Origin of the sequence: Streptomyces sp. NPDC002044, assembly GCF_040296725.1 — a bacterium.
Lineage (GTDB): Bacteria > Actinomycetota > Actinomycetes > Streptomycetales > Streptomycetaceae > Streptomyces > Streptomyces antarcticus.
This window is the reverse complement of the sequence record NZ_JBEOXU010000005.1, coordinates 76,985-98,086: the sequence shown is the minus strand read 5'-3', so window position 1 is coordinate 98,086 and position 21,102 is coordinate 76,985. Positions and strand designations below refer to the sequence as shown.

Here is a 21,102-nt window from a genome sequence, read left to right as displayed (position 1 = left end):
CCCCCGGGAGCCTACCCCGAACGCGTGCGCCCACGAGCGGCCGATCGCCTCATCCGGCCCGGCGGTGGGACTTGGACCGCGACCGCTTCTCGATGTACATCCGCTGGTCGGCGGAGCGCAGCACCTCGTCCGCGGACATCCCGCAGCTCGCCCATCCGATCCCGAAACTCGCCCCCACGCGCACCGCGCGGCCGTCGACCCGGATCGGCGGGATGATCGCGTTCCGCAGCCGGACCGCGAGGTCGGCGGCGTCCGCGGCGCCCAGGCCGTCGGCGAGGACGACGAACTCGTCACCGCCCAGCCGGGCCACGGTGTCGCCGTCCCTGACGCCGGTCGTCAGCCTCCGGGCGACCTCGATCAGGACCGCGTCGCCCGTGTGGTGCCCGAACCGGTCGTTGATCGACTTGAAGCCGTCGAGGTCGCAGAAGAGCACCGCGAGCCCCTTCGTCCCGTCGTCGATGTCGGTCGCGGGCGCCACCGTGTGCACGTGGTGGTCGTACGGCCCGTCCGCCGGGGCCGCCACCGCCCCGGGGAACTCGAAGGAGTCGGCCCCGGCGAACCGGTCGGTGCCGTCGGTGCCGTCGGGCTGAAAGCCGTGCTCACCCGCACCACCCGCCGCCCCGTGCACCTCGTACCCCGTACGCACCTCACGCCCCTCGTAGGCCGCGTCCAGGGCCTCGACGGCCGTGGCCCGTACGGACTGGGGACGGCGGCACAGCCGGGCCCCGAGCCGGGATCTGAGTTCGGCGCTGTTGGGCAGGCCGGTCAGCGAATCGTGGCTGGCCCGGTGGGCGAGCTGGAGCTCGTGCCGCTTGCGCTCCTCGATGTCCTCGACGTGGGTCAGCAGGAACCGCGGCCCGTCGGCGGCGTCCGCCACCACGGAGTTGCGCAGCGAGACCCATACGTACGTGCCGTCGCGGCGGCCGAGGCGCAGCTCGGCCCGGCCGCCCTCGGCGGAGGTGCGCAGCAGGGTGCCGATGTCCTCGGGGTGGACCAGGTCGGAGAAGGAGTACCGGCGCAGCACCGAGGCCGGTCTTCCCAGCAGCCGGCACAGCGCGTCGTTGGTCCGCAGCAGCCGGCCGTGCTGGTCCCCGCCCATCTCGGCGATGGCCATGCCGCTGGGCGCGTACTCGAAGGCCTGGCGGAACGACTCCTCACTGGCCCGGAGCGCCTGCTGCTCGCGTTCCAGCCGGACCAGGGCCCGCTGCATGTTCGCGCGGAGCCTGGCGTTGCTGATCGCGATCGCCGCCTGGAAGGCGTACATCTGGAGCGCTTCGCGGCCCCAGGCCCCGGGGCGGCGCCCGTTGCGCGGCCTGTCCACCGAAATGACACCCAGAAGTTCCCCGCCGGACGCGTACATGGGTGCGTAGAGCCGGTCCTCGGGGTGCCACTCGTCCTCGAACCGCGGTTCGGGCCCCTCGGTGTGCCACTGGGGGACGTCGTCCTCCATGAGGACCCAGCCCTCGGTGTGCGGGATGAAGCGGAGGCCGTCCCAGTTCTCGCCCATCGTCAGGCGGCGGTCCCAGGAGGCACGGGAGCCGACCCGGCCGGTGATCAGGGCCTCGGCGGCCGGGTCCCCGGCGAAGGCCGCGACGACCAGGTCCCCGTCAGGGCGTACGAGGTTGACACAGGCGAGTTCGTAGCCGAGCCCCACGACGATGCCGTCCACGACGGTCTGCAGGGTGTCCGCCAGGCTCCGGGCCGTATTGAGCTCGGCCACCACCCGGTGCAGCTGCCGCAGGGTCGCAAGACGGACGTACGGCTCCGACTCGGTCTCCATTGCTCGCTCTCCCCGAGACCTCGACAGCAACTCCAGGTTTGTCATCGGCGTTTCGTTGCGGTGTCCCGTCCACTGAATCACAGTGAGCTGTGCGGCAGGTACACAGGGTCAACAAATCTTGCTCTCTGTGACTCAAGTCACATGAGATGAATAAGAGTACGCAACGGGCCTCCCCGGGCTGGGAGCGCTCCCCCTCATTCCCGGGAGCAAACGATACGCCCGGGCCTAGGCCGAGAGGCGGGGGCGCGACTCGGACCAGGGCCCGATGTGCGCCGCACGGCGCGGGATTAGCGTTTCACCGTGCCCCAGACGACCTCCGGAACCACCCTGCCCGAGCGAACCCCCCATGCTGAGGGCGTGAGCAATGACGAGTTCCGGGCCGCGATGGCCCGGCTGGCGGCAGGCGTGTGCCTGATCACCGCGCACGAGGCCCCCCTGACGGCCGCCGGACCGCGCGGCGAGGACGTCGGCATGACGGCGACCGCCTTCATGTCCGTATCCCTCGACCCGCCGCTGGTGGTGGTGAGCCTGCGCGAGGGCTCCCGGATGGACGACCTGCTGGCGGAGCAGCCGCTGTGGGCGGTCTCGGTGCTCGCCGACCAGCAGCTCCAGATCGCGGGCCGCTTCTCCATGAAGAACCGCATCAGCGACCGCCTGCTGTTCGCGGACCTGCCGTACGTACGCGGCGAGGTCTCCGGCGCCCCGCTGCTGACCGGCGCCCTGGCCACCCTCGAATGCCGTACGGAGAACCGCGTGGAGGCGGGCGACCACACCCTGGTCGTCGGCCGCGTGCTGACGGCGGGACTGCCGTCGCCGGACTCGCCGCCGCTCACGTACTTCCGCGGGCGCTACCGGCACCTCGGGCAGTAGCGGGGCGGGGCTCGGCGGGCTCGGCGGGCTCGGCTCGGCGGGCTCGGCTCGGCGAGCGGGACGCGCGCCCAGGTGCGCGGCGCGCACGGCGGCCGTTGGGGCGTGCGGGGCGGCCGGGGGCGCATGCGGTGGCCGGTGCGCTACCAGTCGCGGCCGGTACGGCCCCGCTTGGTCTGCGCCCTGGCCTTCTTCTCGCGCAGCCGGCGCTCGTTGATCCCGCGAGGGATCTTCGTCGCCCGGCGCTGCCGCGGCGGCGGCGCCGTCGCCTCGGCGAGCAGCGAGGCCAGCCGGACCAGCGCCATCTCCCGGTTGCGCAGCTGCGAGCGGTGCTCGGAGGCCCGTACGGTCACGATCCCGTCGACGAGGCGCGAGGCGAGCCGCTCCAGCGCCCGCTCCTTCCACACCTCGGGCAGCGCCTTGGTCGCCGCCAGGTCGAAGAGCAGCTCGGCGCGGGAGTCCGAGGTGTTCACGTGCTGTCCGCCGGGCCCCGAGGAACGCGAGAAACGCCAGGCGAGCTCCGACTCGGGGAGCGCGACCGAACCGCGGATGACATAGGGACCAGGCATGCCCCTATGATCCGTGCCCGCGGCCGCTCCGTCACCCTTATTTCCTCCGGGAACCCGGCAGGCCCCTCCTCGCGTTAGAGGGAGCAGCGGTACTTTGACCGCCTGTACGTGCATGTTGGATGAGGAAAGGGACATTCCCATGGCTGTAAGCCTGTCCAAGGGCGGCAACGTCTCGCTCTCGAAGGAGGCCCCCGGTCTGGCTGCCGTCACGGTCGGCCTCGGCTGGGACACCCGCACCACCACCGGTGTCGACTTCGACCTCGACGCCTCGGCCATCGCGGTCAACGCGACCGGAAAGGTCGTCTCCGACGGCCACTTCGTCTTCTTCAACAACAAGTCCACCCCGGACCAGACCATCGTCCACACCGGTGACAACCGCACCGGCGAGGGCGCGGGCGACGACGAGGCCATCAACGTCAACCTCGCCGGCCTGCCGGCCGACGTGGACAAGATCGTCTTCCCGGTCTCCATCTACGACGCGGAGACCCGCAACCAGAACTTCGGCCAGGTCCGCAACGCGTACATCCGCGTCGTGAACCAGGCCGGCGGCACCGAGATCGCCCGCTACGACCTCTCCGAGGACGCGGCGACCGAGACCGCCATGGTCTTCGGCGAGCTCTACCGCAACGGCGCCGAGTGGAAGTTCCGCGCGGTCGGCCAGGGCTACGCCTCCGGTCTCACCGGCATCGCGCAGGACTTCGGCGTCAACGTCTGATCCACCCCGCGCCGGCGGCCCCGCGCGGACCGGTCCGTACGACCGGTCCTCGCGGGCTGCCGCACGGACCCGCCCGGGCGGCCCCGTCCGGGCCGCGCGGCGGACGCCCGCGCTGGTGAAGCCCCCTCCCGGCCGTCCGGGGAGGGGGCTTCGCTACCGTTCGTCAGGTGATCCTCCACCCGCTCGTCCCCCTGGACGGCGCCCTGCCCGGCCCGGTCCTCACCGAGATCGCCACCCTCTACGCGACGAACCACGCGTTCTTCGAACTGAGCGGCGATTTCCCCGACCCCGGCCGCATCACGGTCGAGCAGGTCGCGGCCGCCCTCGCCGACGAACTCTCCCGCGACGGCGCCGAGGTCCTCCTCGCCCGCTCGGCCGGCCGGCTGGTCGGCCTGGCCACCACCCTCGCCCACCATCCCGACCCGGCGTCCGGGGACCCCGACCCGTGGATCGGGCTGCTGCTGATCGACGCCACCGCGCACCGGGAGGGGTACGGCCGCGTCGTGGCCGGCCTGGTCGAGGACCGTTTCCGCGCGGCCGGGCGCACCGGCCTGCGGCTCGCGGTGCTGGACAACAACCCGAACGCCCTCGCCTTCTGGGAGTCCCAGGGGTACACCGTCCTGCGCCGGGCCAAGGACCGCGAGCCGGGCCGCGACTGCGCGGTGCTGCGCAAGCCGCTCGAAGCCCCGTAGACCGGTGGGCCGGTGGGCCCTTGGGGGGAACTAGCGGGGCGCGGCCGGCCGGTCCTTGCCGTACAGCCAGACGTCCCAGACGTCCTTCAGGTCGTGTCCCGTCGTCTTCTCCGCGTAGGCGGTGAAGTCGGCCGTGCTCGCGTTCCCGTGCCGGTGTTCGGCGGCCCAGCCGCGCAGGAGCGCGAAGAACTTCTCGTCGCCCACCTCCTGCCGGACGCGGTGCAGCACCATCGCGCCGCGGTAGTACACCGGGTTCCCGGAGATGTCCGCGGGCCCCGGCGGGGCGGCCGGCGGGAAGGCGTCCCAGTCGGAGTCTGCGTTCTCGTCGACGTCCGTGTCGCCTTCCAGGAAGGCGTCGAACTCCTCCTGCGCCGTGGGTCCGTCGTGCTCCTCGGTCCACAGCCACTCGGCGTAGGTGGCGAAGCCCTCGTTCAGCCACATGTCCTTCCAGGACTCCGGCGAGACCGAGTTGCCGAACCACTGGTGGGCCAGCTCGTGCAGGAGGAGTTCCTCGCTGCCGAGGGCGCCCGGGAAGACGGGTTTGGTCTGCGTCTCCAGCGCGTAGGCCAGCGTTCCGGCGGGCAGCACGACGGCGCCCGCCGTGCCGAAGGGGTACGGGCCGAACCGGCCGCTGCCCCACTCCACCATCTCCGGCAGCCGCGCGAGCACCCCGGCGCTGCCGGCGGCCTCGTCGGGCGTCACGGCGTTGTAGAGGGCCACACCCGAGGGCGTGCGTCCCGTCGTCACCCGGTACTTCCCGACGACGGCGGTGGCCAGGTAGCTCGCCATCGGCTCCGGGCTGTGCCACGCGAAGGCGGTCCGGCCGGCTCCGGCCGGGGTGCGGGAGCGCAGCGCGCCGTTCGACACGGCCTCGTAGCCGTCCGGGACGGTCAGCGTGATGTCGTACGCCGCCTTGTCGCTGGGGTGGTGGTTGCCGGGGAACCACGTCATCGAGCCGACCGGCTCGCCGACGCCGACCGCACCGGCCGCACCGGCCGCACCGGCCGCGCTCCCGGTGCCTCCCGAGGTGGTGATCCAGCCTTCCTTGGAGCCGTCCGGATCGGTGAGGGCCTTCGGGTGGCCGCTGTAGGCGACCTCCGTACGGAAGACCTCGCCCTTCTTCAGGTCCTCGGCGGGACGCACCGTCAGTTCGTTCCCGGTGCGGTTGAACCGGGCGGCCTCGCCCCCCACGGTCACGCCGTCGACGCGCAGCCCGCTCAGGTCCAGGTTGAAGGAGCTGAGGCCCTGCCCGGCGCGGGCGGTGATGACGGCCCGGCCGCGCAGCCGGTTGCCGACGGGTTCGTAGTCCAGGTCCAGCGCGTAGTGCTCGACCTGGTAGCCGCCGTTCCCGGCCTTGGGGAAGTACGGGTCGCGCAGGCCCGACGCACCCGGCCGCCCCTGCACGGTGCCGCCCGTACACGCCGCGGTGAGGGCGAGGAGGGCGGCCGCGGCCGGGACGGCGAGGCGGGAGGAGCGGGATCGGGCGGGGTGTTCCACGCACTCGATCCTAAGCGGGGGAGGTGACGGGCTACTTGCCCAGCGCGTCCACGCCGGCCTGGGCGAACTTCTCGTCCAGGTCGCCGCTGGGGGCGCCGGCGACACCGATGCCGGCCACCGGGGCGCCCTTGGCCTGCACCGGGGTGCCGCCGCCGAGGAAGAGGGTGCCGGGGATGTCCTTCAGGTTCGGGGTCTGGGCGAGGCGGCCCGCGAGGACGGAGGTCGGTGCGTTCCAGGACACGGCGGTGAAGGCCTTGCGCTCGGCCGACTCGTAGGACTGCGGGCCCGCGCCGTCGCCGCGCAGGGTGACGATGGTGTTGCCGTTGCGGTCGACGACCGCGACCGTCACCCGCTGGTTCTCCTTCTCGGCGGCGGCCAGCGCGGCCCGGGCGGCGCGGGTGGCGGCGTCGACGGTGAGGTGGGTCGAGGTGGTGAAGTTGCGGTCGTCGTCCTTCTTCGCCGCGGCGGCGGCCGGGGCCGGGGCGGCCGGGGCGGCGGTGGCACTGGCGCTGACGGCCCCGAAGGTCCCGGCGCCGATGACGGCTGCGAGGGCGGTACCGGTGAGGACGCGGGTACGGGTGTTCATCTCTGCTCCTGAGGACGGTGACACGGGGGCGGCATCGGGTGGTGCCTCCCGCTCCGCTGGTGCGGTGCGGGCCGGCTCCTTCACTGCTCCAAGCCTGGGCCCGGAACCCCCGCCGGCCCGTCCCCGTACCGGCTCCCGCCGGCGACCGCACCGGTTGACCCGGGGGTCAGCCGATCGGCCGATGCGCGGCCCCCGACTCCGGTATTGGCTGACACCCACCCGGCGGCGCCGGGCACCGGGTCAACCCGCCCCGGCCGGCTCGCCGGGTCGCCGGTTCGCCGGTTCGCCCGCAGCCCGCACGCACGCACGCACGGCGCGGGCCAGGGCGCCGGGACCGCGTCCCCCGGTCCGTGCCCCCGGCCCCGGCCAGGGGCCTCCGTCCCCGTCCGCCCGCACCATGCCCCGCCCGTACCCGCGGCGCGGCGCAGCCGTACCCGTACCCGCCCGCGCCGCCCCGCGAGGACCCGCGCCGCCCCGCGAGGACCCGGCAGGATGGGAGGGCCGCGCCCCCCACCCCAGGAGAAACCCCCGTGAGCCACCCCCCACCGCGGCGACCGGACACCCGCACCCTGGCCACCGTCACGCACGCGGCGTTCTTCCTGCTCCTCGGTGCGTCCCTGGCCCGGTTCCTGCTCCGCCACCCCGGCGAACCCCGCACCCCGTGGATCATCGCGCTCAGCATCATGCTCTCCCTGCTGTACGTGCTCGGCCCCGCGGTCGGCGCCACCCCGCCCCCCGGCGCCCGGGCCGCCGGGGGCGCCGCCACCGCGGCCCCCGCCGCCCCCGTGGCCAACGCTCCGGCCCCGCCCCTGGGACGGCTGCTCTGGCTCGGCCTGGTCGTGGCCACCTGGGTGGTCCTCGTCCTGCTCGCGCCCAGCTTCGCCTGGTGCGCCGTCCCGCTCTTCTACACCGCCCTGCGCACGCTGCGCCCCCGCGCGGCGATCGTCCTCGTCGCCCTCCTGACCACCTTCGTCGTCATCGCCCAGCTCCAGCTCGCCACCGCCTTCGACCCGAATCTGCTCCTCGCCCCGCCCGCCGTGGCCGCCCTCGCCACCGCCGTCTTCGTCCACACGGAGCGCCAGGCCGAGGCCCAGCGGGCCCTGATCGACGACCTCATCCGCACCCGCCGGGAACTGGCCGCCACCGAGCGCCGCGAAGGCACCCTCGCCGAACGGCAGCGGCTGTCCATGGAGATCCACGACACCCTCGCCCAGAACCTCTCCAGCCAGCAGATGCTGCTCCAGGCCGCCGACCGCACCTGGGACACCGACCCCGCCACCGCCCGCGCGCACGTCCGTACCGCCACCGGCATCACCGCACGCGGCCTCGCCGAGGCCCGCCGCCTCGTCCACGACCTGGCCCCGTCCGAACTCGCGGACGGCGCCGGCCTCGCCGACGCCCTGCGCGCCCTGGACGCCGGCCCGCACATCGAGGTCCGCTTCCACCTCGAAGGCACCCCGGCGCCGCTCCCCGACCGCGTCCAGTCGGCCCTGCTGCGCATCGCCCAGGGAGCACTGGCCAACGTCCGCGAGCACTCCGGCGCCCGTACCGCCGCCCTCACCCTCAGCTTCCTGGGCGACCAGGTCGTCCTGGACGTCGCCGACGACGGCCACGGCTTCGCCGAGCCCCCCACCGGCCCCGGCACCGGCACGGGTCCCGGCACCGGCAGCCGCACCGGCGCCCCCGACCGCGGCCACGGCCTCCCGGCGATGCGCGCCCGCGTACGCCAGCTGGGCGGCACCCTGACCATCGAATCCACGCCCGGAGAAGGCACCGTCCTCTCCGCGGCCATCCCCCTGGAGTCCACCGGATGACGACGATCCTGCTCTGCGACGACCACGTCGTGGTCCGCGCCGGACTGCTGGCCCTGCTCGGCAGCGAGCCGGACATCGAAGTGCTCGGCGAGGCGGGCAGCGGCGAGGAGGCGGTCGCCCTGGCCGCCAGACTCCGGCCCGACGTGGTCCTGATGGACCTCCAGCTGGGCGAGGGCATCGACGGCGTGGAGGCCACCCGCCGCATCACGGCGCTGCCGGAGCCCCCGCACGTCCTGGTCCTCACCACGTACGACACGGACGCCGACATCACCCGCGCCATCGGCGCGGGCGCCACCGGCTACCTCCTGAAGGCGGAGCGGCCCGAAGAGCTCTTCGCCGCCATCCACTCCGCGGCCGCCGGCCGCACCACCCTCTCCCCGCCGGTGGCCAGCCGGGTGATGGCCCAGCTGCGCGGCACCCGCCCCACCCTGACCGACCGCGAGCTGGACATCCTCGGGCAGCTGGCCCGCGGCCTCGGCAACCGGGACATCGCGCGGGCCCTGTTCATCAGCGAGGCCACGGTCAAGACCCACCTGGGCCGGATCTACGACAAGCTCGGCGTCGACACCCGCGCGGGCGCCGTCGCGGTGGCCAAGGAACAACGCCTCCTCCCGTAGTACCCGTACGGCCGGGGGCGGGGGCGGCCCGGACCCGTGACACCATCGGGTACGTGCTCGACATCGGCTACTCCCTCTCCCGGCGCTTCCCGGACCCCCCGCAGACCGACTACCGCTCGGCGGACGTCCACACCCTGCGCCACGACCTGTTCTGCGGGGACGTCTACCTCGCCGACACCCATGCGGACCGGGAAGTATCCACAGCCTGGGGATGGGTTCCCGTACTGGACTTCGCCTGGGCCCTGTGCGACATCGTCGAGCAGCTCGACCAGGACCCGCGCGGCAACCGATCCGCCCACCGCCAGTACGCCGAACTCGACTTCACCGAGTCCACGGACCGGATGCTCTTCGAGCGCCGCTTCGGGTGGGTCGACGTCGAGGCCGACTGGATGCCGGCCGAGGAGGCGCCGCTGACCTTCGGCCACCGCCTGCTGCGCCGCGAGGCCCGCGACTTCCTGCACGACGTCATCGCGGACCTGGTCGACATGCACGAGGGCCTCGCCGACAACCCGGCCATCTGGACCCTCCAGTCCCGCTTCCCCCGCGTCCCGGCCTAACCCCACCCACCCAAAGCCCCCAACCCCACCGGCCAAAATCCAGCCCCGCCGGCGTTTGAGGCGCGGGGTCCGGGGCGGAGCCCCGCGCCTCCCCGAACCGCCGCTACGCGACCACCCGCACCCCCAGCTGCACAGCCAACGCCGGCGCCAGGTCGAACAGCTGCGCCGGGCTGATCACCGCCCCGGACAACGCCTCCACCCCGCGCGCGATCTCCAGCACGGCGGCGGCCCGCAGGTCCACGTCCGTCATCCGCGCGGCGGTGAAGTCCACCCCCCGCAGCGCGCAGTCCCGGAACTCCACCCGTTCCAGGACCGCGCCCGCGAAGTCCGGCTCCACCAGCACGCACCCCTCGAACACCACGTCCTTGAGCCGCGCCTTGCGCAGGTTCAGGTAGTCGATCTTCCCTCCGCGCACCACCACCCGCTCCAGCACCGCCCCGTGCATCTGCACCCCGCCCAGCCGGGCATCGGTCAGCTCCACGTCCCGCAAGGACGCCCCGGACAGGTCCGTACCCACCCCCCGGACCCCCTCCAGCAGCGAGTCCAGGACCCGCGCCTTCGCCAGTCCCGCCTCGTCCAGTACGCAGCGCCGCACCGCACAGTCCATGAACCGCGCGCCGGCCCCCTCCTGGCCCGTCAGGTCCAGGTCGGCGAACTCCACCCCGTCGTAGTCCCCGTCCGGCTCCAGCTCGCCATCCGCCCACACCGCCAGCTCCGGCAGCCGCACCTCCGGCCGCTTCGCCGCCTTCACCGCCCTCACGGCGTTCGCCGCCCTCACGGCCTTCGCCGACTCCGCCGACTCCGCCGACTCCGCCGTCCGCTGCTGCTGCCCGTTTCGCGCCATCCGCCCATCCTGACGCACCGCACCGACAGCACCCCCTTGACCTCAACCGCGGTCGAGGTCACAGCCTGGACCCATGACGACACCGAACCCCGCCCCCGCCCGGACATCCGCCCCCGCCGCCGCGCCGACACCCCCGCCGCCGCCCATGCGCGCCGTCCGCCTCCACGCCTTCGGTCCCGCCGAGAACCTCGTCCACGAGTCCGCCCCCACTCCCGTCCCGGCCCCCGGCCAGGTCCGCATCGCCGTGGCCGCCGCCGGGGTGCACCTCCTCGACACCGCCCTGCGCGAGGGCAACCGGGGCCCGTTCCCCGCCCTCCCCGAGCTGCCCACCGTTCCGGGCCGCGAAGTCGCCGGCACCGTCGACGCCCTCGGCCCCGGCACCGACCCCGCCTGGCTCGGCCGCGACGTCGTCGTCCACCTCGGTCTCGCCCCCGGCGGGTACGCCGAGTACGCCGTCGCCGACGCCGGCCGGCTGCACCCCGTACCGCCGGGCCTGGACCCGGCCGAGGCCGTCGCCATGATCGGCACCGGCCGCACCGCCCTCGGCATCCTCCAGTTCACCGACCTCGGCCCGGACAGCGTCGCCCTGATCCCCGCCGCCGCCGGCGGCATCGGCACCCTGCTCGTCCAGTACGCCGTCAGCGCCGGAGCGACCGTCATCGCCCTCGCCGGCGGCCCCGACAAGACGGCCCGGGCCGCCGCGAACGGCGCCCACCTCGCCCTCGACTACACCGACCCCGCCTGGTCCGACGCGGTCCGGGCCCACCACCCCGGCGGCGCCACCGTCCTCTTCGACTCCGTCGGCGGCCCCGTCACCCGCACCGCCCTGGACCTGCTCGCCCCCGGCGCCCTGCGCCTCGTCTTCGGCTGGTCCGCCGGACCGCTCACCCTCACCGACGCCGAGGAAGCCGCCCTGACCGCCCGCGGCATCACCACCCGGCAGGTCCTCGGCCCGGCCATGTTCCGGCTCGTCGGCACCCCCGACCCGCTGCGCACCCTGGAAACCCGCGCCCTCGCCGAAGCGGCCGCCGGCCGCCTCCGCCCGGCCCTCACCCGCTTCCCCCTCGCCGAAGCGGCCGCCGCCCACCGCGCCCTGGAAACCCGCGCGACCACGGGCAAGGTCATCCTGGAACCCTGACCCGGCCACCGGCGGCCCCGAGCGGATCCCGACCCCCGCCAGGATCCGGGCGACGAGGGGTCCGGGCGACGAGAGGTCCGGCGACACGTGGTCCCGGCGGCGAAGGGTCCGGTGCGCCGGTCACTGCGTCCCCGCGAGCCCCCGCAGCGCGCCGCCCGTCAGGCGGTTCACCGACCACCCGTCCATCGGCACCGCCCCGACCGACCGGTAGAAGTCGACCGCGGGCGTGTTCCAGTCGAGGACCGACCACTCGAGCCGCTCGTACCCCCGCTCCACGCACGTCCGCGCCAGTTCCGCCAGCAGCGCCTTGCCGTGGCCGCCCCCGCGCGCGCCGGGGCGTACGTACAGGTCCTCCAAGTAGATCCCGTGCGCCCCGCGCCACGTCGAGAAGCTCAGGAACCACACCGCGAACCCGACGGGCTCCCCCGCCTCCGACTCCGCGATGAGCCCGAACACCGCCGGCCGCTCCCCGAACAGCGCCTCCCGCAGCTGCTCCTCGGTCGCGCGGGCCTCCCCCGGCTCCTTCTCGTACTCCGCCAGCTCTCGGATCATGTCCCGGATGACGGGAACGTCGGCGACACACGCGTTACGGATCATGCCCGCACTCTAGACACCCCGGCCCCGGCACCTCCCGGGCACTGCACGTCCCCGGGCACTACACGTTCCGCCCCATCAGCAGCTCCGCCACCGCCCGTTGCTCCCGCGGCAGCCGTTCCTCCCCGTCCTCCACCTCCCACAGGCAGTTCTGCAGCACCCGTCCCAGCGTCCACGCCCGCGCCCGTTCCCGGTCCAGGCCCAGCACCTCCGCCAGGAGGTCGAACCGCCACCGCACCTCCCCCGCCGCGAAGTTGTTCACGAGCGCCGGCAGCAGCTCGAAACCCGCGTCCCCCGCCAGCGGCTTCGGGTCGATCGCCAGCCACTCCCCGCGGCCCCCGTCTCCGCCGCCCAGCACGTTGCCGTAGTGCAGGTCCCAGTGCAGCAGCCGGTCCCCGGGCTCCCCCGCCACCTCCGCCAGGGCCGCCGCGCAGTCCGCCAGCACCCTCCGGTCCCGCCCGTCCGCGAGCCGCCCCAGCGCCCCCGGTACGTCCTCCAGCATTCCGGCCGCCATCGCGCCGAGCCCCCGCAGCCCCGCCGGGGCCGGCGTCGCCGTCAGCCGTGCCAGCAGCCCGGCGACCACCGCCACCGCCGCGCGCGGGTCCCGCTCCGCGACCGCCGTCAGCGGCCGCCGCTCGTCCAGCCGCTCCAGCAGCATCGCCCCCGACGCCGCGTCGTGCTCCCACAGCCGTACGGCGCCGTCTCCGTCCCACGCCCGCAGCGCCACCGGCTCCCCGGCCGTCTCCTCGTCCACCGGCTGCAGCTTCAGCGCCGCCGGCGTCCCGTCCGCCCGCTCCACCGGCAGCACCAGCGCCGCCACACCGTGCATCCCGGGCCCCGTACGCCGCAGCTCCCACCGCTCCAGGAACCGCCCCGCCAGCGCCGGCAGCGCGGCGATGAACTCCCGGCCCGCCGCCCCGCCGTACGTCGCCTGCGCCTCGACCAGCCCCTCCGGGATCTCCTCGACCGCGACCTTCTCGATGTCCTCGACCCTGTCGACCATGGCCCCGAGGCTACGACGGCTCCTTCCGGGGTAACCACACGGCGCACGAGCACGCACAAGCCACGCATATACGCGTACGAAACGTTCGCGCGCAGCACCGGTGGCACACCCCGCCGGCAGACCGTACGAGGGAGAGCGCATGACCGTGTCCGACCGCTACCGCACGTCCTGGGACGGCTTCTGGGAGCAGAGCTCCGGCGAACCGGGCGAGCCCTTCTGGGACGCCGACCCCGCCCTCACCGCCGCACGCGACCTCCCCCGTCTCACCCCGTACGCCGACCCGTCCCTCCCCATCGCCGACCTCGGCTGCGGCAACGGCACCCAGACGCGCTACCTCGCCACCCGCTTCCCCCGCGCCGTCGGCGTCGACCTCTCGGCCGCCGCCGTCGCCCACGCCCGCCGCGGCGATCCGGCGGGCACCGCCGCGTACGAGCAGCTGAACCTCGCCGACACGGACCAGGCCCAGGCGCGCGCCCTGCACGTCCGCCTCGGCGACAGCAACGTCTACATGCGGGCCGTCCTCCACCAGAGCGACCCCGAGGACCGCCCCGCCGTCGCCGCCGCCGTCGCCGCCCTCCTCGGCGCCCGCGGCCGCGCCCTCGTCCTGGAGCCGACCGGCGACGCCAAGCGGGTCATCGCCGCCATCGCCGAACAGCCCGGCGGCCCTTCCCCGAAGCTGCGCCGCGTCAAGGAACACGACCTCCGCCCCGGCGAAGTCGCCGAGGGCGAGGTCGGCGCCCTGCTGCGCGCCGCCGGCCTCGCCGTGCTGGAGGAGGGGCCCACCACCCTCGCGATGAGCGAGAACCGGGCGGACGGCTCCCCCGTGGAACTGCCCGCCCGCTGGTTCGTCGCGGGCCGCGCCTGACGCACACCGGCCCGCGCCGGGCACGCACCCGCAGCGCCGGACCGGGCGCCCCCACCCCCACCCGCTACCCGCCGACGCCGGCCTCCCTGAGCGCCGCGGCGAGCGCCGCCCCGTCGAAGATCGACCCGGCGGCGCGCGCCGGCAGGGGCTTCCCGTCCAGCAGCACCATCGGCGTCCCCCGCGCACCGGTCGCGCGGAACGCCTCGGCGGCCTCGCCCACCCACGCCTCGTACGTCTGCTCCGCGACGGCCTTGTCGAAGTCGCCCGCACCGCGCAGCCCCGGCACGCCGTCGGCGATCCGCAGCAGCAGCTCGTCCGTGAACCGCCCCTTCGGCTGGCTCGCGAACAGCGCCGCCTGGTACTCGGCGAACTTCCCCTTGTCCACCGACGCCCGCAGCGCGTTCACGGCGATCCCGGAGCCGCTGCCCCGCTCGTCGAGGAACGAGGCGAGTACGTACTGGACCTTCAGCCCGCCGTCGCCCGCCAGCTTGAGCAGCGCCTCGCCGCCGGTCCGCTCGAACTTCGCGCAGTAACCGCAGTGCGGGTCGACGAGCACCTGCACCGTGTGCGGCGCGTCCGGCGCGCCCACCACGACCGTCCCGCCCTCCACCCGGGCCGGCAGCTTCGCCAGCCGGCCGGCGAACGGGCTGGTCCGTACGGCGAAGGACGCGTCGGGGTCCGCCCGCGCGTCCGCGCCACCGCTCCCGCCCCCGCAGCCCGCCACGGCCCCGCCGAGGAGGGCCGCCACCGCGGCCGCCACGACGGCGCGGCCCGCGCGCCCTGCCTTCCGTACCCGCGCCATGAACCGCACCTCTCCGTACATACAACGACAAATGCCCCGGCCCACCGTACGGATGACCGCCCCGCCCCCGCATCGGTCTTTCGGCCTCCGATCCGGCCTCGGAACACGACACTCCGCCCCTGGACACCCCTTCCGAACCGGGTGTAGCAACTCCCCCATGACGATCAACGGCGGCATCTCCTTCTGGTACGCGACCGACCCCAACGCCCCGGCCGCCCCACCCCGCGCCCCCCTGACCGCCCACGCCACCGCCGACGTCGTCATCGTCGGCGGCGGCTACACCGGCCTCTGGACCGCCTACTACCTCAAGCGCGCCGCCCCCGACCTGCGCGTCACCGTCCTGGAACAGGCGTTCTGCGGCTACGGCGCCTCCGGCCGCAACGGGGGCTGGCTCTACAACGGCATCGCCGGCCGCGACCGGTACGCCGCCCTCCACGGCCACCCGGCGGCCCTGCGCCTCCAGCAGGCCATGAACGACACCGTCACCGAGGTCATCGACACCGCCGCCGCGGAGGGCATCGACGCCGACGTCCACCGCGGCGGGGTCCTCGAAGTCGCCCGCACCCCCGCCCAGCTCACCCGCCTGCGGGCCTTCCACGCCAACGAGCTCTCCTTCGGCGAGACCGACCGCGAGCTGTACGACGCCGCCGCCACCCGGGCCCGCGTCGACGTCGCCGGCGCGCTCGGCTCCAGCTGGACCCCGCACGGCGCCCGCATCCACCCCCTCAAACTGGTCACGGGACTGGCCGCCGCCTGCGAGCGCCTCGGCGTCGTCATCCACGAGTCCACCCCCGTCACGGGGATCGCCCCCGGCCGGGCCGTCACCCCGTACGGAACCGTCCGCGCCCCCCACGTCCTGCGCTGCACCGAGGGGTTCACCGCGGCCCTCAAGGGGCAGCGGCGCTCGTGGCTGCCGATGAACTCCTCGATGATCGTGACGGCCCCGCTCCCCGCCGCGGTCTGGGACTCCCTCAACTGGTCGGACGCCGCCACCCTCGGCGACACGGCCCACGCCTACATGTACGCCCAGCGCACCGCCGACGGCCGCATCGCGATCGGCGGCCGCGGCGCCCCGTACCGCTTCGGATCGCGCGCGGCGGGCGCCGGGAACACCGGGCGCACCGAGCCGGCCACCATCGCCGCCCTGACCGACCTCCTCACGTCCTTCTTCCCCCGGCTCGCGGGTACGGAGATCACCCACGCCTGGTCCGGCGTCCTCGGCGTCCCCCGCGACTGGTGCGCCACCGTCAGCCTCGACCGCGCCACCGGCCTCGGCTGGGCGGGCGGTTACGTCGGCTCGGGCGTCGCCACCTCCAACCTCGCCGCCCGCACCCTGCGCGACCTGGTCCTCGGCGAGTCCACCGGCCTGACCGAGCTGCCCTGGGTCGGCCACCGCGTCCGCCGCTGGGAGCCGGAACCGCTGCGCTGGCTCGGCGTCCACGCCCTGTACGCGGCCTACCGCGCGGCGGACCGCCGCGAGGCGTCCACCGGCAGTGCGCGGACGACCCCCCTGGCCCGCCTGGCCGACCGCGTCGCGGGCCGCCACTGACGGCACGACGAAGGCCCCGGACGGTGACCGTCCGGGGCCTTCGTGCGCGGAGCCCCCTGTCGGGTTCGAACCGACGACCCCCGCTTTACAAGAGCGGCGCTCTGGCCAGCTGAGCTAAGGAGGCAAGGCGCTCTCACTCTACACAGAGGCCACTTACCGGGACCATCACGTTGTCGGCGCCGCCGGGCGGCCCGTCCAGCCGCGCGCGAGGGCGCACGGAAGCACGCCGGACCGGCAATCCGGGCGGCCAGGGTGCTGACAGGAGCCGTCCGGGCGGGTAGCGTCGAGCGGAGTCCGACAACTGGACTAGACCTTCCACTCGGATCGTCCGGCACGTTCCTGCCGGTAGAAGGGATTCACCCCCATGGCTTCCGTCACTTTCGACAAGGCGACCCGCCTGTACCCCGGCGGCGACAAGCCCGCCGTCGACCAGCTGGAGCTGGAGATCGAGGACGGCGAGTTCCTCGTCCTCGTCGGCCCCTCCGGCTGCGGCAAGTCCACCTCGCTGCGCATGCTGGCCGGCCTGGAGGACGTCAACGGCGGCTCCATCCGCATCGGCGAGCGCGACGTCACGCACCTGCCGCCCAAGGACCGGGACATCGCGATGGTGTTCCAGAACTACGCGCTGTACCCGCACATGTCCGTCGCCGACAACATGGGCTTCGCGCTCAAGATCGCGGGCGAGGACAAGGCCACCATCCGCCGCAAGGTGGAGGACGCGGCGAAGATGCTGGACCTGACCGCGTACCTCGACCGCAAGCCGAAGGCGCTCTCCGGCGGCCAGCGCCAGCGCGTCGCGATGGGCCGCGCCATCGTCCGCAAGCCGCAGGTCTTCCTCATGGACGAGCCGCTGTCGAACCTGGACGCCAAGCTCCGCGTGTCCACCCGTACGCAGATCGCCGCGCTCCAGCGCGACCTGGGCATCACCACCGTCTACGTCACCCACGACCAGGTCGAGGCCATGACGATGGGCGACCGGGTCGCGGTCCTCAAGGACGGTCTGCTCCAGCAGGTCGACACCCCGCGCAACATGTACGACCGCCCGGCGAACCTGTTCGTCGCCGGCTTCATCGGCTCCCCGGCCATGAACCTGGTCGAGGTCCCGATCACCGACGGCGGCGTGAAGTTCGGCGACAGCGTCGTCCCGGTGTCCCGCGAGGCCCTGTCCGCCGCGGCCGACGCGGGCGACCGCACCGTCACGGTCGGCGTCCGCCCGGAGCACTTCGACATCGCCGCGACCGGCGGCCTGACCATCACCGTGAACGTCGTCGAGGAACTCGGCGCCGACGGCTACGTGTACGGCTCGACCTCCGCCGCCGACGGCTCGCAGGACCTCGTGGTCCGCGTCGGCGGCCGCCAGGTCCCGGAGAAGGGTTCCGAGCTGCACGTGGTCCCGCGGGCCGACGAGATCCACGTGTTCTCGACGTCCTCGGGCGCGCGGCTCTCCAAGTAGCCGCCGCGGCACGGTCCGGAGCGTGAGGAGGGGCGTCCCGCCAAGGGGCGCCCCTTTCCCGTCGGTTGCCCCGCGCGGGCGGCGCCGCGAGGGGTGCCGGAACCCCGGCAGACCGGGCCATTCGGCCCCAACCGTCAACCCGTTATTCGAAAAGCCACGTCGAACCATCCCCCGACAGGGTGACTAAATGTCGCCAATTCTTCACCGAGCGCTACTCTCGCCCTCGTGACCCACACTGCCCGCCGTATCGGCCGTTCCCTCGCCCTGGTCCTGCCCGTCGTCCTGGTCCTGTCCGGGACCCTCGCGGTCACCATGGTCCCCTGGGCGGACACCTCCTCCTCCCAGATCCTGACCGCCTCCGCCGAGGACGTCTCCGTCCCCGCCAAGCCGCGCGCCGCGCAGGACGTGCTGCGCGACAAGCTGCTGAGCGAACTGCAGCAGGGCGAGGAGCCGGGTGACGTACTCACCCACCTCCAGCAGGAGGTGGACCGCAGGCCGTCGCTGGCCGAGCACTGCGTGGGCATCGCGCGGGCCCTGGGGCGCGCCGCCGTCGACGCGTACGGCCCGACGAAGGCCCAGTCCTTCGCCCGCCCCGTGTGCGACACCTCGTACGCGACCGGCGTCGCCTCCATGGGCTGACCCCCGCCGCGTCCCTACGCTGGCGGCCATGACCGACGCAGCTCCCGAACCCGCAGCACCCCAACCGTCCGATCCCGCAGCCGCGTTCCCGGCCGCGCCCGTCCAGGCAGTCGTCCTGGCGGGCGGCCAGGGTTCGCGGCTGCGGCCGTACACGGACGACCGCCCGAAGCCGATGGTGGAGATCCCGGGGACCGGCGTGCCGATCATCGGGCACCAACTGGCCTGGCTCGCCTCGGAGGGCGTCACCGACGCGGTGGTGTCCTGCGGGCACCTCGCCGGCGTGCTCCAGGAGTGGCTGGCCGGGGCCCGGCTGCCGCTGCGCGTGACCACGGTGGTCGAGGACGAGCCGCTGGGGCGCGGCGGCGGCCTGAAGTACGCGGCCCGGAGCCTCCCGTACCCGGAGCTGTCCTGGTACGCGACCAACGGCGACGTCTGGACCCGGTTCTCGCTCCGCGAGATGGCGGCCTTCCACGCCGAACGGGGCGCGACGGCGACGCTGGCCCTGGCCCGGCCGCGCATCCCGTGGGGCGTGGTGGAGACCAACGAGTACGGGCAGGTGCTGGACTTCATCGAGGCCCCGCCGTCCCCCTACCCGGTCAACGCCGGGGTGTACGTCTTCGGGCCCGAATTCGCGGCACTGCTGCCCGACTTGGGGGACCACGAGCGCACCACCTTCCCGCGGCTGGCGCGCGAACGCCGCCTGGCGGGCTTCCCGCTGCCCCAGGGGGCCTACTGGCGGGCGATCGACACCGCGAAGGACCTGACCGAGGCCGCGCGGGAGTTGGCCGCACAGACGGGCTCCTGAGCCTTTTCGCCCGCCCGTACGGCGCCTCGCCCACCCCTACGACACCCCGCGCGCGACCCCTCACAGAGCCGCGCCGGACACACGCGAAGGGGCCCGGCACGCTCGCGCGCACCGGGCCCCCGACCGTACGGCCGGACTCAGCCGAGGAGGCCGCCGACCAGGCCGGGCTTCTTCGGCGCAGTGCTCCCGCCGGTCCCGCCGCTCCCGCCGCTGCTCCCCGAGGAGGAGGACGGCGGCTTCTGCGGGGTGGACTGCCGGGGGGTGCTGCGCGGGGTCTGCTGCCGGCCGGTGGCGCCCTTCGTCGCGGAGGGCGGCTTGGAGCCGGAACGGGTACCGGTACCGGTACCGGTACCGGTACCCGTTCCGGCGGTCTCCCGGGCGGGCTCGCCGCTCGCGCTCCGGCCGGACGTGGCGGCCGGCTCGGAGGCGGTGGCGGACGGCTTGGCCGGCGCCCTGGTGGGCTGCTGCGAGGAGGGCTGCCGGCGGGCGGGGGCCTTCGGCAGCGGCTGCCCCGGCAGGTAGTTGCTCGGCGGCTCCCCGGGCCCGGGGACGGTGACCACGGTGCTGGAGCGGACGGCCCCGCCGAGGAGGGAGCCGACGAGCAGGGCGAGCCCGCAGACGACGGCGGCCATGACGGCCCCGCGGCGCAGGACCCGCCGGCGCAGCCGCCAGACCTCGGAACGCGGCCCGAGCGTGCGCCAGGCTTCGCCCGCGAGCCGCCCGTCGAGGGAGTAGACGGGGGCGCCGGCGATGATCAGCGGGCTCCAGGCGGCGAGGTAGATGATGTCGGGCGCGTCGTACGCGGGAACCGTCTTCCAGCTCACCGTCATCAGCAGCGCGGCGGAGAGCAGCGCCCCGAAGCTCGCGGCGAACCGCTGCCACAGGCCGAAGACGGTCAGCACGCCGACGATGACCTGGAGGAAGGCCACGCTCAGGCCGGCGCCCACCGGGTGCGCGAGCGCGAAGTCGCGCAGCGGCTCTGCCAGCGCCCACGGGTGCAGGGTGTGCAGCCAGGTCACCATGGAGCCGCGTTCGCCGCCGTCGAAGTAGACGGGGTCGCACAGCTTGCCCATGCCGGCGTAGATGGAGATGAACCCGAGGAACACGCGCAGCGGGAGCAGCACGACGCCGAGGTTCATCCGGCGGCCCGGATAGTACGACGCCTGCGCACGGCTGTCGGCGGGGCCGCGCCGGGAGTCCGCCCCGGGCCCGGCGCCGCCCGGCGGCTGCCCGTACGGCAGGTCCCGTACGGCGGCCAGCGGGCGGGTCTCGTCCGGATCCCCGTAACTGCGCTGGCCGATGACGGTCGGCGTGGCGAGCGTGTCGTCGGCGAGGTCGTTCGCCAGGTCCACCCGGGGGATGGTCTGGGTGGCGCCGCCGTCGTACTCGCCGTGGCCGCGCCCGGCCTCCCGCACGGCCTGGAGGAGTCCTCCCATGGCGGCCGCGTCGCCGGGGGCGGCCTTGCCGCTCCACACGACGGGGGCCCGGCGGCGGGTGGCTCCGGCCGCGGCGACCACGGCACCGCCGAGAACGGGTGCGCGGCCGGGGGCGTTCGCGGGCTTGGAACGCGCGCTCGGGCTCGGTGCGAGCCGCACGCGGAAGCTGGCGTGGTTGACGATGACCTGTGCGGGATCGCACGGCACCTTGACCATGCTCAGCGCGGGCTGGTCGTCGAACCCTGACGTTCTGGTGTCCACACTCATCTAACCGAGTGAT

21 protein-coding genes and 1 tRNA gene are annotated in these 21,102 nt (G+C 74.4%); 12 read left to right on the top strand and 10 right to left on the bottom strand.

Annotation, left to right across the window (positions count from 1 at the left end):
• Window positions 1-49 precede the first annotated feature (49 nt).
• On the bottom strand, window positions 50-1,780 hold the full coding sequence (gene cdgB, locus ABT106_RS02760) for a diguanylate cyclase CdgB (protein ID WP_351271224.1): 1,731 nt from the start codon (window positions 1,778-1,780) through the stop codon (window positions 50-52).
• A gap of 300 nt (window positions 1,781-2,080) precedes the next feature.
• Here cdgB and ABT106_RS02755 point away from each other — a divergent pair, with 300 nt between their 5' ends.
• The gene (locus ABT106_RS02755) at window positions 2,081-2,650 is read left to right on the top strand and encodes a flavin reductase family protein (RefSeq protein WP_351271221.1); all 570 of its coding nucleotides are present in this window, start codon (window positions 2,081-2,083) and stop codon (window positions 2,648-2,650) included.
• Window positions 2,651-2,790: 140 nt separating this feature from the next.
• Here the strand turns inward: ABT106_RS02755 and arfB are convergent, their stop codons facing one another.
• Complete coding sequence (gene arfB / locus ABT106_RS02750) at window positions 2,791-3,216, bottom strand: alternative ribosome rescue aminoacyl-tRNA hydrolase ArfB (RefSeq protein ID WP_351271218.1); 426 nt, start codon at window positions 3,214-3,216, stop codon at window positions 2,791-2,793.
• A 139-nt stretch (window positions 3,217-3,355) separates the two neighbouring features.
• Here arfB and ABT106_RS02745 point away from each other — a divergent pair, with 139 nt between their 5' ends.
• Complete coding sequence (locus ABT106_RS02745; RefSeq protein ID WP_267724528.1) at window positions 3,356-3,931, top strand: TerD family protein; 576 nt, start codon at window positions 3,356-3,358, stop codon at window positions 3,929-3,931.
• A gap of 167 nt (window positions 3,932-4,098) precedes the next feature.
• Window positions 4,099-4,623: a GNAT family N-acetyltransferase gene (locus ABT106_RS02740; protein ID WP_351271214.1), complete on the top strand. Its 525-nt coding sequence runs from the start codon at window positions 4,099-4,101 to the stop codon at window positions 4,621-4,623.
• Between the two features lie 30 nt (window positions 4,624-4,653).
• Here ABT106_RS02740 and ABT106_RS02735 read toward each other — a convergent pair whose 3' ends face one another.
• The gene (locus ABT106_RS02735; protein ID WP_351271211.1) at window positions 4,654-6,120 is read right to left on the bottom strand and encodes a M1 family metallopeptidase; all 1,467 of its coding nucleotides are present in this window, start codon (window positions 6,118-6,120) and stop codon (window positions 4,654-4,656) included.
• Window positions 6,121-6,151: 31 nt separating this feature from the next.
• The gene (locus ABT106_RS02730) at window positions 6,152-6,706 is read right to left on the bottom strand and encodes a GlcG/HbpS family heme-binding protein (protein ID WP_351271209.1); all 555 of its coding nucleotides are present in this window, start codon (window positions 6,704-6,706) and stop codon (window positions 6,152-6,154) included.
• A gap of 530 nt (window positions 6,707-7,236) precedes the next feature.
• Between ABT106_RS02730 and ABT106_RS02725 the strand changes: the two genes are divergently transcribed.
• Genes ABT106_RS02725 through ABT106_RS02715 form a run of 3 tightly spaced genes read left to right on the top strand, consistent with a single transcriptional unit; the run spans window position 7,237 to window position 9,694 of the window.
• Window positions 7,237-8,520 carry a sensor histidine kinase gene (locus ABT106_RS02725; RefSeq protein WP_351271206.1) on the top strand — a complete coding sequence of 428 codons (1,284 nt, stop codon included), beginning with the start codon at window positions 7,237-7,239 and terminating at the stop codon, window positions 8,518-8,520.
• On the top strand, window positions 8,517-9,137 hold the full coding sequence (locus ABT106_RS02720; protein ID WP_351271203.1) for a response regulator: 621 nt from the start codon (window positions 8,517-8,519) through the stop codon (window positions 9,135-9,137). Before ABT106_RS02725 ends, ABT106_RS02720 begins: the two co-directional genes overlap by 4 nt.
• Before the next feature lie 53 nt (window positions 9,138-9,190).
• On the top strand, window positions 9,191-9,694 hold the full coding sequence (locus ABT106_RS02715; protein WP_351271200.1) for a hypothetical protein: 504 nt from the start codon (window positions 9,191-9,193) through the stop codon (window positions 9,692-9,694).
• A 103-nt stretch (window positions 9,695-9,797) separates the two neighbouring features.
• On the opposite strand, the gene ABT106_RS02710 is transcribed toward ABT106_RS02715, so the two are convergent.
• Window positions 9,798-10,538, bottom strand: coding sequence for a pentapeptide repeat-containing protein (locus ABT106_RS02710; RefSeq protein ID WP_502979174.1), 741 nt, complete (start codon window positions 10,536-10,538; stop codon window positions 9,798-9,800).
• A gap of 145 nt (window positions 10,539-10,683) precedes the next feature.
• Between ABT106_RS02710 and ABT106_RS02705 the strand changes: the two genes are divergently transcribed.
• Complete coding sequence (locus tag ABT106_RS02705) at window positions 10,684-11,676, top strand: zinc-binding dehydrogenase (protein WP_351271257.1); 993 nt, start codon at window positions 10,684-10,686, stop codon at window positions 11,674-11,676.
• A 120-nt stretch (window positions 11,677-11,796) separates the two neighbouring features.
• On the opposite strand, the gene ABT106_RS02700 is transcribed toward ABT106_RS02705, so the two are convergent.
• Together ABT106_RS02700 and ABT106_RS02695 are read right to left on the bottom strand one after the other, a co-directional pair.
• Entirely contained in the window at window positions 11,797-12,273 is a 477-nt protein-coding gene (locus tag ABT106_RS02700; RefSeq protein ID WP_351271198.1) for a GNAT family N-acetyltransferase, read from the bottom strand.
• Window positions 12,274-12,331: 58 nt separating this feature from the next.
• Window positions 12,332-13,273 (bottom strand): aminoglycoside phosphotransferase family protein, encoded by a 942-nt coding sequence (locus tag ABT106_RS02695; RefSeq protein WP_351271195.1) that lies wholly within the window; start codon window positions 13,271-13,273, stop codon window positions 12,332-12,334.
• 139 nt (window positions 13,274-13,412) lie between these two features.
• On the opposite strand from ABT106_RS02695, the gene ABT106_RS02690 reads away from it, so the two are divergent.
• Window positions 13,413-14,138, top strand: coding sequence for a class I SAM-dependent methyltransferase (locus ABT106_RS02690; protein ID WP_351271193.1), 726 nt, complete (start codon window positions 13,413-13,415; stop codon window positions 14,136-14,138).
• A gap of 64 nt (window positions 14,139-14,202) precedes the next feature.
• On the opposite strand, the gene ABT106_RS02685 is transcribed toward ABT106_RS02690, so the two are convergent.
• On the bottom strand, window positions 14,203-14,940 hold the full coding sequence (locus ABT106_RS02685) for a DsbA family protein (RefSeq protein ID WP_351271191.1): 738 nt from the start codon (window positions 14,938-14,940) through the stop codon (window positions 14,203-14,205).
• Between the two features lie 157 nt (window positions 14,941-15,097).
• Between ABT106_RS02685 and ABT106_RS02680 the strand changes: the two genes are divergently transcribed.
• Window positions 15,098-16,489 carry an NAD(P)/FAD-dependent oxidoreductase gene (locus tag ABT106_RS02680; protein ID WP_351271188.1) on the top strand — a complete coding sequence of 464 codons (1,392 nt, stop codon included), beginning with the start codon at window positions 15,098-15,100 and terminating at the stop codon, window positions 16,487-16,489.
• Window positions 16,490-16,539: 50 nt separating this feature from the next.
• Here ABT106_RS02680 and ABT106_RS02675 read toward each other — a convergent pair.
• A tRNA-Thr gene (locus ABT106_RS02675) sits at window positions 16,540-16,613 on the bottom strand.
• 240 nt (window positions 16,614-16,853) lie between these two features.
• On the opposite strand from ABT106_RS02675, the gene ABT106_RS02670 reads away from it, so the two are divergent.
• The 3 genes from ABT106_RS02670 (at window position 16,854) to ABT106_RS02660 (ending at window position 19,386) form a co-directional block, all read left to right on the top strand.
• Complete coding sequence (locus ABT106_RS02670; protein ID WP_267724499.1) at window positions 16,854-17,942, top strand: ABC transporter ATP-binding protein; 1,089 nt, start codon at window positions 16,854-16,856, stop codon at window positions 17,940-17,942.
• A gap of 225 nt (window positions 17,943-18,167) precedes the next feature.
• Complete coding sequence (locus tag ABT106_RS02665; protein WP_351271185.1) at window positions 18,168-18,581, top strand: hypothetical protein; 414 nt, start codon at window positions 18,168-18,170, stop codon at window positions 18,579-18,581.
• 28 nt (window positions 18,582-18,609) lie between these two features.
• Window positions 18,610-19,386, top strand: coding sequence for a nucleotidyltransferase family protein (locus ABT106_RS02660; protein WP_351271182.1), 777 nt, complete (start codon window positions 18,610-18,612; stop codon window positions 19,384-19,386).
• Window positions 19,387-19,523: 137 nt separating this feature from the next.
• Here the strand turns inward: ABT106_RS02660 and ABT106_RS02655 are convergent, their stop codons facing one another.
• Window positions 19,524-21,089, bottom strand: coding sequence for a DoxX family protein (locus ABT106_RS02655; RefSeq protein WP_351271179.1), 1,566 nt, complete (start codon window positions 21,087-21,089; stop codon window positions 19,524-19,526).
• Between the last annotated feature and the right edge of the window lie 13 nt (window positions 21,090-21,102).

Excerpts from the sequence above, each read along its gene's own strand:
- cdgB (WP_351271224.1), bottom strand. The coding sequence starts at position 1,780 with ATGGAGACCGAGTCGGAGCCGTACGTCCGTCTTGCGACCCTGCGGCAG.
- arfB (WP_351271218.1), bottom strand. The coding sequence starts at position 3,216 with ATGCCTGGTCCCTATGTCATCCGCGGTTCGGTCGCGCTCCCCGAGTCG.
- ABT106_RS02745 (WP_267724528.1), top strand. The coding sequence starts at position 3,356 with ATGGCTGTAAGCCTGTCCAAGGGCGGCAACGTCTCGCTCTCGAAGGAG.
- ABT106_RS02730 (WP_351271209.1), bottom strand. The coding sequence starts at position 6,706 with ATGAACACCCGTACCCGCGTCCTCACCGGTACCGCCCTCGCAGCCGTC.
- ABT106_RS02720 (WP_351271203.1), top strand. The coding sequence starts at position 8,517 with ATGACGACGATCCTGCTCTGCGACGACCACGTCGTGGTCCGCGCCGGA.
- ABT106_RS02710 (WP_502979174.1), bottom strand. The coding sequence starts at position 10,538 with ATGGCGCGAAACGGGCAGCAGCAGCGGACGGCGGAGTCGGCGGAGTCG.
- ABT106_RS02705 (WP_351271257.1), top strand. The coding sequence starts at position 10,684 with ATGCGCGCCGTCCGCCTCCACGCCTTCGGTCCCGCCGAGAACCTCGTC.
- ABT106_RS02700 (WP_351271198.1), bottom strand. The coding sequence starts at position 12,273 with ATGATCCGTAACGCGTGTGTCGCCGACGTTCCCGTCATCCGGGACATG.
- ABT106_RS02695 (WP_351271195.1), bottom strand. The coding sequence starts at position 13,273 with ATGGTCGACAGGGTCGAGGACATCGAGAAGGTCGCGGTCGAGGAGATC.
- ABT106_RS02690 (WP_351271193.1), top strand. The coding sequence starts at position 13,413 with ATGACCGTGTCCGACCGCTACCGCACGTCCTGGGACGGCTTCTGGGAG.
- ABT106_RS02685 (WP_351271191.1), bottom strand. The coding sequence starts at position 14,940 with ATGGCGCGGGTACGGAAGGCAGGGCGCGCGGGCCGCGCCGTCGTGGCG.
- ABT106_RS02680 (WP_351271188.1), top strand. The coding sequence starts at position 15,098 with ATGACGATCAACGGCGGCATCTCCTTCTGGTACGCGACCGACCCCAAC.
- ABT106_RS02670 (WP_267724499.1), top strand. The coding sequence starts at position 16,854 with ATGGCTTCCGTCACTTTCGACAAGGCGACCCGCCTGTACCCCGGCGGC.
- ABT106_RS02660 (WP_351271182.1), top strand. The coding sequence starts at position 18,610 with ATGACCGACGCAGCTCCCGAACCCGCAGCACCCCAACCGTCCGATCCC.
- ABT106_RS02655 (WP_351271179.1), bottom strand. The coding sequence starts at position 21,089 with ATGAGTGTGGACACCAGAACGTCAGGGTTCGACGACCAGCCCGCGCTG.